The organism is Corynebacterium sp. LK33, from assembly GCF_014334955.1.
GTDB classification, from domain to species: Bacteria; Actinomycetota; Actinomycetes; order Mycobacteriales; family Mycobacteriaceae; genus Corynebacterium; species Corynebacterium jeikeium_D.
The window spans coordinates 169,641-183,935 of sequence record NZ_PDGU01000011.1; the positions used below are offsets into that span (position 1 = coordinate 169,641).

At 60.1% G+C, this 14,295-nt stretch carries 10 protein-coding genes; 5 read left to right on the forward strand and 5 right to left on the reverse strand.

Translation table 11 applies throughout. The annotated features are described in order from the left end of the window. The first annotated feature begins 74 nt into the window (after nucleotides 1-74). The 4 genes from CRD20_RS04115 (at nucleotide 75) to CRD20_RS04130 (ending at nucleotide 6,236) form a co-directional block, all read left to right on the forward strand. Entirely contained in the window at nucleotides 75-1,733 is a 1,659-nt protein-coding gene (locus tag CRD20_RS04115) for a hypothetical protein (RefSeq protein ID WP_187404880.1), read from the forward strand. Further along, nucleotides 1,730-2,809 carry a glutamate ABC transporter substrate-binding protein gene (locus tag CRD20_RS04120; RefSeq protein ID WP_101687923.1) on the forward strand — a complete coding sequence of 360 codons (1,080 nt, stop codon included), beginning with the start codon at nucleotides 1,730-1,732 and terminating at the stop codon, nucleotides 2,807-2,809. The genes CRD20_RS04115 and CRD20_RS04120 overlap by 4 nt, the downstream gene beginning before the upstream one ends. After that, nucleotides 2,806-5,271 carry a serine/threonine protein kinase gene (locus CRD20_RS04125; RefSeq protein ID WP_187404881.1) on the forward strand — a complete coding sequence of 822 codons (2,466 nt, stop codon included), beginning with the start codon at nucleotides 2,806-2,808 and terminating at the stop codon, nucleotides 5,269-5,271. The genes CRD20_RS04120 and CRD20_RS04125 overlap by 4 nt, the downstream gene beginning before the upstream one ends. A gap of 113 nt (nucleotides 5,272-5,384) precedes the next feature. Further along, nucleotides 5,385-6,236 (forward strand): L,D-transpeptidase, encoded by an 852-nt coding sequence (locus CRD20_RS04130; protein WP_016421524.1) that lies wholly within the window; start codon nucleotides 5,385-5,387, stop codon nucleotides 6,234-6,236. A gap of 244 nt (nucleotides 6,237-6,480) precedes the next feature. On the opposite strand, the gene CRD20_RS04135 is transcribed toward CRD20_RS04130, so the two are convergent. Next, a complete protein-coding gene (locus tag CRD20_RS04135; RefSeq protein ID WP_016421525.1) occupies nucleotides 6,481-7,677 on the reverse strand; it encodes an acetate kinase in 1,197 nt (398 codons plus the stop codon). A gap of 5 nt (nucleotides 7,678-7,682) precedes the next feature. Continuing rightward, a complete protein-coding gene (gene pta / locus CRD20_RS04140; RefSeq protein WP_370545914.1) occupies nucleotides 7,683-9,008 on the reverse strand; it encodes a phosphate acetyltransferase in 1,326 nt (441 codons plus the stop codon). A gap of 742 nt (nucleotides 9,009-9,750) precedes the next feature. On the opposite strand from pta, the gene CRD20_RS04145 reads away from it, so the two are divergent. Beyond that, the gene (locus CRD20_RS04145) at nucleotides 9,751-11,139 is read left to right on the forward strand and encodes an FAD-dependent oxidoreductase (RefSeq protein ID WP_049169886.1); all 1,389 of its coding nucleotides are present in this window, start codon (nucleotides 9,751-9,753) and stop codon (nucleotides 11,137-11,139) included. Between the two features lie 33 nt (nucleotides 11,140-11,172). On the opposite strand, the gene CRD20_RS04150 is transcribed toward CRD20_RS04145, so the two are convergent. Genes CRD20_RS04150 through cysD form a run of 3 tightly spaced genes read right to left on the reverse strand, consistent with a single transcriptional unit; the run spans nucleotide 11,173 to nucleotide 14,226 of the window. Next, complete coding sequence (locus CRD20_RS04150) at nucleotides 11,173-11,943, reverse strand: sirohydrochlorin chelatase (protein ID WP_187400225.1); 771 nt, start codon at nucleotides 11,941-11,943, stop codon at nucleotides 11,173-11,175. A gap of 55 nt (nucleotides 11,944-11,998) precedes the next feature. Then, nucleotides 11,999-13,300: a sulfate adenylyltransferase subunit 1 gene (locus tag CRD20_RS04155; RefSeq protein ID WP_187404883.1), complete on the reverse strand. Its 1,302-nt coding sequence runs from the start codon at nucleotides 13,298-13,300 to the stop codon at nucleotides 11,999-12,001. Beyond that, on the reverse strand, nucleotides 13,300-14,226 hold the full coding sequence (gene cysD / locus CRD20_RS04160) for a sulfate adenylyltransferase subunit CysD (RefSeq protein WP_187404884.1): 927 nt from the start codon (nucleotides 14,224-14,226) through the stop codon (nucleotides 13,300-13,302). Before cysD ends, CRD20_RS04155 begins: the two co-directional genes overlap by 1 nt. Nucleotides 14,227-14,295 lie beyond the last annotated feature (69 nt).

Genomic DNA, 14,295 nt, shown 5'->3' on the forward strand with positions numbered 1-14,295 from the left:
GCAGGGAACTAACGTTGCTCTGAGCGGAGAGATTGTCGCAGGCGACTTCGGTCACGTCGGAAGGACACGTGCACATGGGTGAAACCACTTCAAGTGCGCCTCATTCCCGCGCCCACGACAAAAACCGAAACCCATTCCACCGCAAGAATCGCGCTCCACGCCGAACTCGTTTCAGCGGTCGCACCACTCCCGGTGGCGAAAGCTTAGACACACACACTGCGGCTCAGGCGGCAAAGGAATCGAAAGATACTCCCGCCTCCGCCCCGGCTCCCGAGAGCGCGGCACCATCAACTGCTCTGGACACTACAGAGTCCTCGGCTAATGCCCCAGCAACGGCCGCAACCCCAACAGCCCTGGCAGACTCTCCGCGCGATACAGACTTGCGCGTGGATGCCCTGGAGATTGGCCCGCGCAACCGGAGATTGACACGTTTTCTCGGTGAGCGCCTCTACGACAAGCTCGGCCCGTCGGCCACGTATGTGCGCCGGTCAGCGTCATTTTTGATAACGTCGCCGGGCCGATTGACCATAGTCGCCCTCATCCTCATCGTCGCAATCCTGGCCGCCGGCCTATCCATGTGGCAAACAACCTCGCAACGCCAGCAGCAGCTCACCCGCATTTCGCAGCTGAGCGAGCCGATGGCCAATGCCTCGCAGAATCTCTATGCCTCGCTGACGATTGCCGATGCGTCCGCCAACACCGCTTTTTCCCGCGGCACACTCAACAGCAGCCAGGACTTGGTCAGCAACTTCGACGATGTCATCGCACAAGCATCCATGTCCGCTACCCGCGCAGCTACGGGCATTGAAAACGTCGATGATCCAGAGATGAAGGATGTCGCGACTGTACAGCGACTGTTGCCGGTCTACACCGGCATGGTCGAGACAGCTCGCGCGAATGCGCGCCAGGGCAACCCCGTCAGTGTCGCGTACCTCGCCTCTGCCTCAAACTTGATGCAGGTCCAGATTCTGCCAGCTGCAAAATCGCTCTACGAACGCACCAGTACCACGACTAATGAGGAGCAGCGCGAACTATCGAAGCCACCTCTTTTCCCGATGTCAGGCCTGGCAGCGGCAATTTTGATGCTGCTAATCACACAGTGGTGGCTGACTCGCCGCACCGGTCGACTATTCAACGTCGGCCTGTTTGGTGCAACCATGCTGATGGCCATCGCACTTGTCGGTGTGGGAATCGCCACCACTCAGCCGTGGCAGTCTAACTCCCTCTTCGGAGAGCAGCGCCCGGACGTTCATGCCCTAACCCAAGTACGCATTGATGCCCAGCAGCTACGCGCCAGCGAAACCCTCGGCTTAGTGCGCCGTCAGCCCGCGGATGCGGAGTCCTTCTCGCAGTCGGTGCGCACCCTGGTCGGCGAGCTGGAAAGAGTGGACGCCAACGCGCCGGACGACGATGTCAGAGCCGCCATCCACGGTATCTACAGCTGGGAGTCCGGCCACAACCTGATGATGGAGCACTTGAGTTCAGGCGACTACGCCGGTGCGGTTCGCATCGCGACCGATGTGGATAATGCCAGCTCGTCGGCGACTGCGTTCAACCAGGTCGATGAGTCGCTACAGAATTCCATCGCCGAGTCCCGCCTGACCGCCCGTGAGAACCTCGACCAATCCCGTCGCGCTATCGCGGCACTGTCCCTCGCCACGGTTACGCTGACCGTCATCGCGGCAGTTCTGGTTGTTTTCGGCTTCCGACACCGGCTTCTGGAGTACCTATGATTGTTTCGTTCTCCCCGTCGCTCCACAGTCTCGCCGGTTGGCGGCGCAGGGCCGTCCTTGGTGCACTCGCCATCGCCGGGCTCACCGTCAGTGCCTGCGCGACCGATTCGCTTGCCGACGATCCCTACTCGCGCACAATCCTGGAGGCCACCGGTGACTTCCCCCTGCCACCGGGCGCGTTCTACGACAAAGCCTCCTCGAGGAAGCCTGCGGCAGAAGCCAACACCCCAGATCTGTCCACACTCGCCCCCGATGACCAAACACCGGAAGAGCGAATCCCGGAGATTTACCAGCGCGGCCGCATCATCGTTGGTGTTGACCAATCATTGAACCTGCTCAGCTTCCGCGACTTCAGCACCGGAGAGCTCTCGGGGTTTGAAGTATCCCTGGCACAAGAGATTGCCCGGGACATCTTTGACAATCCCGATGCTGTCGAGTTTCGGTTCGTCGACAGCAACGAACGCACTGCCGCACTCGAAGACGGCACTGTCGATGTCGTTTTGCGCACTATGACGGTCACCGATGCCCGGCGCGAAAGGGTGCTGTTCTCCACACCGTATTTGACAGCACGAGCTGGAGTTCTAGTCTCTTCGCCGGGTGGCGATGCTTCCCCCGAGGACGTCGAGGACGGTCGCATCTGCGTTTCCCGGGGATCCACTACCGAGGAGTTGATTCGACGGCTCTCGCCGAACAATACGCTGCTGTTGGTCGGTAACTGGTCGGACTGCCTCATTTCACTTCAAAACAGCCAGGCAGAGATTGTCGTTGCCGATGACACCATCCTCGCTGGTATCAACGACCAAGATCCGGCTACCGCCATTGTCCAGCGGGGCTTGAACGAGGAAAGCTACGCGGCCGGTGTATCCAAGGGGAACCCAGGCCTGGTTCGCCAAATCAACGCGACCCTGGAGCGTATGGCCAGCGATGGCACCTGGCAGTCCCTCTACGACACTTGGTTCGGCCCCTTCCTGCCAAGCGGTACACAGCCATCGCCACAGTACAGCGACGACGAAGACATACTTGGAATCTCCCCCACACCGGAAGCTGCTCCAGAAGGCGAGGTGGATAACCGATGAGCGACGAAAACCAGTACTCCGAGCATGCCCAGCAAGCCCAGCATCCCCAGTACACGCCGGAGCCCCAGGAGGATGCTCACGCAGAGGCAGAGGCAGCTGCCACTCAGGCCGTCGCCTTCGACCCATTCGCCGATGAAGACGACGAACAAGAGCCCGGCACTGCCGCTGTCGCCTTCGACCCTTTTGCGGACGATGATGACGATGACGAAGAGTTCGATATCGCCGAATTGTTGGGGCGCGGGGGCTCGTCGTCAAGCGCGACGACCCAACCCGGCGCCCAGACGCCAGATCCGTCGATGGCCTCGCACCGGAAAGCGTTGGAGGACTTCCGCCGGAGGCGATCGAATGCACACCGCGGACGCACTGTCGCCGACGGCATGGTGCACCTGCCGTACATCACAACGCAGGATCCGCGCGATGCAGTAATGAGTGATGAGAAGATTCGAGCGACGAATAAGCCGGCGCCGAGCCTGAAAGCCGGCGATATCGTGGCGGATCAGTACGAGATCGTGGGCCCGATTGCCCACGGCGGGCTCGGCTGGATTTACCTGGCGATTGACCACAATGTCTCGGATCGTTGGGTCGTGCTCAAGGGCATGATGGCAGCGAAAAACGAGAAGGATTTCGCCGTAGTCCAGGCGGAACGCGAGTTCCTCGCGGAAATCTCGCATCCGGGAATTGTGAAGATTATCAACTTCATCGATGAGACGGACGCCAACAGCGCCACCGGCTTCATTGTGATGGAGTACGTCGGCGGCCCGTCGTTACGCAAGCAGCGACGGAGCTACCCAGACGGCGTCATGCCCTGTGACCTAGCGATTGGCTACATCCTGGAGCTGCTCCCCGCGCTGGATTACCTGCACTCGCGCGGCGTTGTCTACAACGATTTGAAGCCGGACAACGTGCTGCTCAGCGAAGACCACGTCACGCTTATCGACGTTGGCGCGGTCACCGGCATCGGCGCCTACGGCCATATCTACGGCACGCCCGGTTTCCAGGCGCCGGAGATTGCCACGACGGGACCGACGATTGCCAGCGATATCTACACAGTCGGCCGCACGCTGGCCTCCCTGATTCTGAAGTTGCCGGCGACCAACGGCGTCTACGACCCGGGGCTACCCTCACCTGTCGAAGAGCCTCTATTCCGCCGTTTTTACTCGCTCTACCGCTTCCTACTACGCGCTTGCCACGAGAACCCGGAGGCTCGCTTCGGTTCTGCCGAAGAGATGAGTGTGCAGCTCATCGGCGTATTGCGCGAGATTCTGGCGGTGCGCGACGGCGTGCAATTCCCGCAGGCGGTGTCGAATTTCTCGCCGCAGCGTTCCACGTACGGCACCAAGCACCTGGTGTTCCGCACCGATCAGCTTGTCGACGGCATCACCCGCGGCGTGGAAATCACTCCGCAAGAAGTGACCTTCGCGCTGCCTGTACCACTGATTAACCCGACAGATCCGGGTGCGCGCATCTTGAGTGCCTCGTCGTTTACAGAGCCCAACGAACTTATCGAAACACTGACCAATGCGCTGTCCGAACCCGAGTATGGCTCTTCCGTGGAAATTCCACTGGGCATCGTGCGTGCGAAACTGGACCTCGGATTAATTGATGAGGCCCGCGACAGCCTCCGCGATGTCTCTGAACGTTTGCAGCGCGATTGGCGTTACCACTGGTACGAGGGCGTGACTTATTTGCTTCTCGACCAATTCAACGATGCCCTCGCCTCGTTCCACCACGTGCTGACGATGCTGCCCGGCGAGCCCGCCCCGAAGTTGGCGCTGGCAGCGACTCTCGAGTTGATTCAACAGCGCTTGGGCATCGCCAACGCATCTCTCCTCGAGCCCGCTGTCGCCCGCGCCGCCGCGAACTTGAGCAGCGCGCTGGATAATGTCGCTGCCGATACGCCCGAGATCTTCTCCCCCGCCTGGGCCAGCGAGTCCCTGTCGCCTCAGACGATTCGTTTCAACACCCTGCGTCTCTACGCCGTCGTGTGGGCGGCCAACCCGACGACGGTATCCTCCGCCTTCGGGCTAGCTCGTCAGCTGGCCTCTGAGCGCCAACACGAAATGGCTATCTCCCAGCTTGACCGCGTACCCGGTAACTCCCGTCACCATCGCATGGCACGTTTGACGACGATTCTGATGCTCACCTCAGGGATGCCCTCCGAGTTAACTGAATCGAGAATTCGCCGTGCTGCGCGTCGTCTGGTGGAGCTGCCGACGAATGAACCGCGCATGCCACAGCTGCGCATCGCCGTGATGGCGTCCGCGCTGAACTGGTTGCGCAGCTCGAACCTCGACCATGCAGCTAGCTCCAATGGTCTTTTCGATGCGCCCTTTACCGTGGCCGGCCTGCGTGAAGGATTGGAAAAAGACTTACGGATGCTGGCACGCTCTTCGCAGTTTCCGCGACACCGCTACAACTTGGTGGATATCGCAAATCTCATTCGGCCACGGACTTGGCGTTAGCTCTCTAACAGCTCCTTACCGAACCTGGTCAAACATGCTGTTGTGGGCCTGAGCGCCACCCCAGAATTGGTGAATAAAGAGAGAATTGCCTTTCGTGGTTTAAGATATCCTCTATGTTTGCCTCTTCGAAATCCTCTCTCCGCAGCGCTAAGCGCGTAATTATCAGCGCTGCAGCCCTCACCACCGCCTTTGGTATTGGGGCCGGCACTGCCGTTGCCCTGCCGGTTTCTCCAGACCTGCAGTCGCTTAGCCAGAGTGTTCGGGACCTCAAGCTGCCGGAGATCTCGACTCTGAATTCGGGCGACCTTGCCCCTGAGCTCTCTGAGGTACTGGATTCCTCTTCGGTGAAGCTGCCGGATTCGGTCGTCGCTCTGATTAATGAAAACTTCAAGTTCGCTGAAAACAACAAGCAGGTGGCGGACAAGGTCAAAACTCAGCTGCTGAACGCCATCGACAGCCTGCCGTTGCCAGCTGCACAGAAGGCCGAAGCCACCCGCGTCGTCAACGAGATTTTCGGTTTGCTGGGGGGCCAGGACGAGCCGTCGCAGCCTGAGCCGGCGCCTGCCCCTGCTCCACAGCCAGAGCAGAAGCCACGCCCTGAACCACGCCCAGAGCCAAACAACCCGTGCCCGCCGAGCGCCCGCGCATGCGTTGACCTGGCTAACCAGAAGACCTGGCTGCAGGAAAATGGCAACATCACCTACGGTCCGGTGCCAATGTCCTCCGGTATGCCGGGTTACGAAACCACCCGCGGCCACCTGAGCGTTACCCGCAAGGTCCGCGATGAGTGGTCCCGTCCTTACAACGGTCCGATGCCGTTCTCGGTGTACTTCACCAACGACGGCGAAGCTTTCCACGAGGGCTCTGTTAATCAGATGTCCCACGGCTGCATCCACCTGAACCACGATGATGCTGTGAAGTACTTCGATACCCTGCAGGTCGGCGACGGCGTCTACATCTGGTAGTTAGCTGCGCTGATGCGTTGAAACGATGACCGGGTGACTGAGCCTGTTGAGGCATAGGCGCAGTCGCCCCGGCGGTGAAAAATGAGCTCGCCCCACTAGGTTCTTCCAGTTTGGAAGGCAGTGGGAGCGAGCTCATTTTTGTTGAGTTACAGCTGCCGATTCAACAGATGGGGCATCTAGCAGCCGTCGATTACGGAGGGTTACAGGAGCCCCTGCCTACTCGTCAGTGCCCCTGCCTCAAAACCTACTCCACGAAGCTCATTGCGTAGCGAGCAATGGCCAGTTCCTCATTGGTCGGTACCACGAAGACCTTGACCTTCGAGTCCTCCGCCGAAATCAGACGCGGGCCGTCATTCGGCTGGGAGTTGAGCTCGTCATCAATCTTGATACCGAAGTTCTCAAGCTCAGCCATCGAATCACGGCGAATACCGACATGGTTCTCACCGACACCTGCGGTGAAGGTGATGGCATCGAGGCGGCCGAGAATCAGCATGTAAGAACCAATGTAGCGGCGCAGCTGGTGGACATACATCTGGTATGCAGCCCAAGCATCCGGGTCGTGGTCATCCATGCGCTCCTGCAGAACCCGGAAGTCATTGACACCAGAGACACCCTTCAGACCGGACTGGCGGTTGCACAGATTGTCGATCTCGTCGATGCTCATGCCGTTGCGGTAGAGGTGGAAGATGACGCCCGGGTCAATGTCACCGGTACGAGTGCCCATCATCAGACCAGCCAGCGGGGTCAGCCCCATCGAGGTATCCACCGCCTGGCCACCTCGGATAGCCGCACACGACGCACCATTACCCAGGTGCAGCGTAATCTGGTTGATTTCCTCTGCCGGCTTATTCAGAAGGTCCGGCACCTGCTTGGAAACAAACTCATGCGAGGTGCCGTGGAAGCCGTAACGACGGATATCAAACTTCGATGCGACCTCTGCGTTGAGCGGGTACAGAGCAGCAGCTGGCGGCATGGTGTGGAAGAAACCAGTGTCGAAGACGGCGACGTGAGGCACGTCCGAAAGCAGCTTGCGAGACTCCTCGATGCCTACGATATTGGCCGGGTTGTGCAGCGGCGCCAGCGGAATAAGGTCGCGGATCATGCCGACGATTTCGTCGGTAATCAGCTCCGGTCCAGAGAACAGGCGACCACCGTGAACGACGCGGTGACCGACGGCCGCAATATCCACCGACTCCGGACCAACACCGTGCTCATCCATCAGCTCGAACGCGCGGTCAAGACCACTGGCGTGGTCAGCGATCGGCTCAGTGATTTCAATCTTCTGTCCGGAGAACTTCAGATTAATAATGCCGTCTTCTTCACCAATGCGCTCCACCAGACCTGAGACATACGGCGGCTGCGTTGAGTCCTTCTCCGGATCTACCAGCTGAAACTTGATAGAGGAGGAACCGGAGTTCAAAACAAGTACGTGACGGGACATAATAATTAGTTTCCTCCAGCCTGAATAGCGGTAATTGCAACCGTGTTGATGATGTCCGGCACCGTGGCGCCACGGGAAAGGTCGTTGACCGGCTTGTTCAAGCCCTGCAGAATCGGGCCGATTGCCAATGCACCACCACAGCGCTGGGCAATCTTGTAACCGATGTTACCGGCGTCCAGATCCGGGAACACGAAAACAGTTGCCTTACCCGCAACGGAGGAATCCGGCATCTTCTTCGCAGCCACAGACGGGTCAATAGCAGCATCGAACTGCAGCGGACCATCGACAGCGAGCTCCGGAGCCAGCTCCTTGGCCTTGGCCAGACCCGCCTTCACACGGTCCACATCCTCACCTGTGCCGGATGCTCCAGTGGAGTAGCTCAGCATGGCGACGCGGGCATCGATGCCGAAGGAAGCTGCAGTCTCGGCGGATACTACCGCGATTTCACCCAGCTGTTCCGGAGCAGGCTTCGGCAGCACCGCACAGTCCGCAAAACCCCACAGCGAGTTGTCCATAACCATGAGGAACAGTGACGACACCGTGGAAGCCGACGGCTTGGTCTTAATGATTTGCAAGGACGGACGAATGGTGTGCGCAGTTGTGTGGACTGCACCGGACACCATGCCGTCGACAAGCCCGTTGTGAATCATCATCGTCGCGAAGTAGGAGATGTCCTGCATCGTCTCACGGGCCTGCTCCAGCGTGACCCCCTTGGCCTTGCGCATCTCTGCGAACTGCTCCGCGAACTGCTCAACATATTCGGAGGTCTGCGGGTTCCAAAGATGAGCGGCGTCGATGTCAAAACCCAGTTCGGCGGCGCGCGCCTTCATCGCATCCGGGTCGCCGAGGATAGTGAGCTCACAGATGTCCTCGCGCAGGAGGTAATCAGCGGCCTCAAGAATGCGGTCATCGTCCCCCTCTGGCAGCACAATGTGACGCTTATCAGCCTTGGCGCGCTGCAATAGCCACCACTGGAAACGCTGTGGAGTCATCACTGCGGTGACCTCGCGGCTTACGACCTTGCGCAGCCCCTCAGCATCGTCAACGGCAACAACGGGAACGTCGAGCTCGAGAGTCTTAGCAGCCTTAGCTGCCTCCTCCCCTGTAAGGACAACTGCGAGTACCTCGCTGTGACGCTGAGCTGCACTGCTGAGAGCCAAACGAACGCGAGCCTTTGCGGCCTCTGTGTGGCAGCCCTCGCCACCAGCGACAACGATGACACCGGCGCCGGCGACGGTGGCAATGCGGAAGTCAAAATCGAGGTTGCCGGAGCCGGTCAGAACAGCCGCCCCCTCGTTGGCAGCGCGATCAGCTTCAACAGCACTGACGATGGTGTCAAGCGCGGATTCCGGATCCACAACAACCTGATCCACGGTGGCGCCGTGCGCCCCACCGACAGTGTGGAGGCAACGTGCCCCACCCAGTGCCTCAGACAATGCCGTAATGACATCTTGCAGATTGTCTGCGCGGTCCACTGAAGTAATCAGGACTGCGGAGTTGTTGGTGGACGCTTGGGCGTTCTTATCGCTCACCGACGTTCCTTTCTCGCACTGCGCTTAATCGTTGACTTATTTAAACGTTGACTTGGCTCGAGCCGTTGGACTGCCGGAGGCTCAAGATCATGCTGAGCTTCTAATCCTGCTGAATCTAATCCCGCTGAGTCCCAAATCATTATTTTCATCTTATTGTGAGTCACCTTACATCTCACGGCGGACTCAAACCTCTTTGGTTACCCCTGGTAGCCACACTTTTCCCCACAGATTCCAACAATTTTCCCGCATAATCGCGGCTTTTATGCGGTTTTTCTAGTGAACTAGCCCAAATTCCCACATTAGACGTGACTAAGGTCACATTTAGTTTTGTATGCCTTCAAAAGCATCTCACCGATGATGTGATGCTCGCCTCTCGATTTTTCGTAAGTTATCGCTACGATTGGGGGCGCTACCATTGGGAATGTCGAATAAACCGATAGCTCACCAATAACTCCTTTTCCCCACGAGGTCACCGCTGGCAGCTACTTACGCCGCGGCCTCGTGGCCGTCGTAAAGCATTAGAGAAAGAAGGACACACTTCATGAATCGCCCGCTCCGCGTTGCCGTAATTGGCTCTGGCCCGGCCGGTGTTTATGCTTCCGATGCACTGATGAAATCCAGTACTGACGTGGAAGTCGATCTGTTTGAAAAGATGCCGGCTCCATTCGGTCTAATCCGCTACGGCGTCGCCCCCGACCACCCACGCATCAAGGGCATCATCATGGCCTTGCACCGCGTGATGGAAAAGCCGGAGCTGCGCCTATTTTCCAACGTTGAGTTCGGCAAGGACATCACACTCGACGAATTAAAGGAGCATTACGACGCCGTCATCTTCGCCACCGGTGCCGTCGGCGACCGCGCACTGCCAACGCCGGGAGCGGACCTGCCGGAGCACTTCGGCGCAGGCGAGTTCGTGGGCTTCTACGACGGCAACCCACTGTTTGAGCGCACCTGGGACCTCTCGGCGGAGTCCGTGGCCGTCGTCGGAGTCGGCAACGTCGCGCTGGATGTCTCTCGAATCCTGGCGAAGACCGGCGAGGAACTGCACGTCACAGAGATTCCGGACAATGTCTACGAGGTTCTGAAGACAAATAAGGCCAAGGAAGTCCACGTCTTCGGCCGCCGCGGCCCGGCACAGGCAAAGTTCACTCCGCTGGAGCTCAAGGAACTCGACTACTCACCGAACGTCGAGGTCGTTGTCGATCCGCGCGATATTGATTACGACTCCGCATCCGAGATTATGCGTCGCAACTCCAAGATCACCGACCAGGTCTGCACCATCCTGGAGAACTACGCCATCCGTGAGCCGAAGAACGCACCGCACAAGCTCTACATTCACTTCTTCGAGTCGCCAGTGGAAATCCTCAGCGAGGAGGGTACCGACGGCCAGCAGCATGTGACAGGCTTGCGCACTCAGCGCATGGAATACGACGGTGCTGGCGGGCTGCGGCCGACCGGAGAGACCACCGACTGGAAGGTCGGCGCTGTCTACTCCGCCGTGGGCTACCGCTCTGATGCGCTGCCGGGTATCCCGTTCGACAACGTGAAGAATGTCATTTCCAACGTCGGTGGTCGAGTCATCGAATCCGACAACACCGAGGATGAAGCAGCCGAGGCCATCACTGGCCTCTACACCACCGGTTGGGTTCGCCGCGGACCGGTCGGCCTGATTGGTAATACCAAGGGCGATGCCAACGAGGCCGTGGCCAATCTCCTGGCCGATGCCGCTGAGGGCAAGAAATTCAACCCGTCGAAGCCGGAGTTGTCCGCTGTCAACGAGCTGCTGGAGTCCAAGGGTATCGACTACCTGGACTGGGAAGGTTGGCACAAGCTCGATGCTGCCGAACGCACCGCCGGCGAGGCCGAGGGCCGCGAACGCAAGAAGTACGTCGAGTGGGATGAGATGGTCACCCACTCCAAGGGCGAGTAACGGCGAGTAACTAGGACGGATAAAAAGCGTCGGCTACGCCACTACCTTCACGTCCGTGTACGCGGCGCGCGAGTCCCAGCGGCAGCACACAATCGGCGCCAACAGCTCGACCAATGGCTCACCAAAAGCCACCTGACCAGCACCGTCGGCAGCGCCCGCATCGATGACTCGATCCCACAGTAGGCCCGGCGCGGTAAACAGCGGCACCACTACGAGTCCGCGTCCGCGCTTGGCCGCGCGCTCCTGCGCCGCGGCCACAGCATCGGCTCCCTTGATTTTCTCAGGACCGACCACGAATGCCGCGCTCACATGTCCCGGCAGCATCCCGCCAAGATTTGCCGCAAACTGGTGCACCGCCGCATTGGCATCCTCATCAGAGGAGCCGACCCCCATCACCAGCGCATCGACCGGCCAGGAAAAAGATGCATTCTCCGCCGCTTCGATGATTCGCTTTACGACGGCGCGCTTCGTGCCGTCGCCAAGCCCGAGACCTTCAGCCACTGTGATGTCAACACCATGCCGATCGCAGAGTCGAACCTGCTCGGGAACGTCGACTCGCGAGTGGAACGCATCGGTGAACAGCAGCGGTACAGCCAGTGCCTGAGTCTCGCCGGCAGCGGCGAGCTCGGCACAGACGGTATCCAGTGAGGGCTCGTCGAGGTCCAGCCAGGCGAGGCGAATCTGAGAGGGCGCATCCAGGCGGGTGAGCGGCATCTTCTCGCGCACGAGCGCGACCACGTCTTCGAGCACCGGTTTGGTCTCTGAGTGCCGAGAACCGTGCGCAAGCAGAATCAGTGCGGTCATCGATGGTCTCCTCAGGCTCGCTAGCTGTGCGTTCTGGTTTCTCTACCTGGCGGCTCTACTGGGCAGCGCCACGCACGAGGCCTGCGGTGAGAGTGTCACCGGTGCCCGGCTCGATGAGCAGGAACGCACCGACACGACCACCGACGCGGTAGGCATCGACCGGCAGCGGCTGTGCGACCTCGACGGTAATCTCAGCAACGTCGTTGACTGCAAGCTGATCAGCCACACCGGTGGGCTCACCGGTTTCGATATCGATGAGCGCATCGACGGAAGCGATACGACCACGCACCAGCGCGGCACCGTAGCGCACCTCTACGACGCGACCGACTGCCAACGGCTTGTCTGCAAGGTGGACGGCCACGGCGGAGAAACGGCGCACGTCTTCCGGGCGCGTGCCACTGATGAGGTCGCCACGGGCGAGGTCGAACTCGGCATCCAGGCTGATGGCCACCGACTGGCCGGCCACGGCCTCAGTGACATCCTCAGCTGCCACGGTGATCTTCGTGACCGTAGCCTGACGGTTGGCGTCTACGGAGACAACATCGCCCACACGCACGCTACCTGCGGCGATACGGCCGGCGTAACCACGGTATTCAGTGGCGTGATCGCGAATGACATAGTCGATGGGCAGGCGCAGGTCAGCCTCGGCATCGGTTTCCAGGTCGGCACCGATGTTGAGGTTTTCCAGCAGCTCCAGCACGGTCGGACCCTCGTACCACGGGGTGTGCTCAGAAGAATCGACAATGTTGTCGCCGACCAGAGCCGACACTGGAACAACGAAGGTGTTCTGCAGACCCAGGCGCTCTGCGAGTGCTGCCACATCCGACTCAATGGCGCGGAAGGCCTCTTCGCTATAGTCCAGCAGATCAATCTTGTTGACGGCAAAGATTACGTGGCGAACACCCAGCAGACCGGCCACCGTTGCGTGACGCTTGGTCTGCGTCACGACGCCGTTGCGCGCGTCGATAAGCAAAACGACGGCCTCAGCGGTGGACATACCGGTAATCGTGTTTCGGGTGTACTGCTCGTGACCAGGGCAGTCGGCGAGGATGAACGAGCGGACGTCGGTGGCGAAGTAGCGGTAGGCGACGTCGATGGTGATGCCCTGCTCGCGCTCGGCCCGCAGACCGTCGACCAGCAGCGACAGGTCAGGGTTTTCCTGACCGCGCGCCTGTGAGGAGGCGACGACGGCCTCGTACTGGTCAGCGAGGATGTTCTTCGTGTCGTGCAGCAGGCGACCGACGAAGGTGGACTTACCGTCGTCCACGGAGCCAGCGGTGCACAGGCGAAGAGTGCGACGAGCGCGAGTGGCGCGGTCAGCGGTAATCAGGGTAGCTGGGGAATTTGGCTGGCTCATCAGAAGTAACCTTCCTTCTTGCGGTCTTCCATGGAGGATTCGGACAACTTGTCATCTGCGCGGGTAGCGCCGCGCTCGGTGAGCTTGGATGTGCGAAGTTCCTCCATGACCTCCGCAATAGTGGTGGCAGTCGATTCGACAGCGCCGGTGCAGCTCATGTCACCGACAGTGCGGTAGCGGACAGTGCGAACCTCGAGGGTCTCGCCGTCGCGGGGTCCACCCCACTCGCCCGGTGCCAGCCACATACCGCCGCGGTTGAACACCTCACGCTCGTGGGCAAAGTAGATGGGCGGCAGTTCGATGTCACGGGCTTCGATGTAGGCCCAGACGTCGGCCTCGGTCCAGTTCGAGATTGGGAAAACGCGGACGTTCTCTCCGGCGGCGTGGCGACCGTTGTAGAGGCCCCACAGCTCAGGGCGCTGACGGCGTGGATCCCAACCGCCGAAGGAGTCGCGAACGGAGAACACGCGCTCCTTTGCGCGGGCCTTCTCCTCATCGCGGCGGGCGCCACCGAGAACGGCATCGTAACCGCGGTTGGCAATGGTCTCCACCAGCGGTACGGTCTGCAAGGGGTTGCGGGTGCCGTCGGCACGCTCGGTGAGCATGCCGCTGTCGATCCAGTCTTGGACCTTGGCTACGTGCAGCTTGATGCCCGGCTGAGCGGCAATCTTGTCGCGGAATTCAATAACTTCGGGGAAGTTGTGGCCGGTGTCGACGTGGAGCAGCTCCAGCGGGATACCCGCCGGTGCGAAAGCGCGCTTGGCCAGCTCGAGCACGACGACGGAATCCTTTCCGCCGGAGAAAAGTAGTGCCGGACGGTCAAACTGACCGGCGGTCTGGCGAATAATGTCGATGGCCTCGGCTTCCAGCTCGGCAAGCCGCGGGTCGAGGCGGTTTTGTACGGAAACGGTGGTTGAGCTAGTCATGGGGGTTCTTTCTGTTGGGGCTGTGTTGGCTGTTGTAACTGCGCTGTTTTAGCTGATATCGGTTATCGG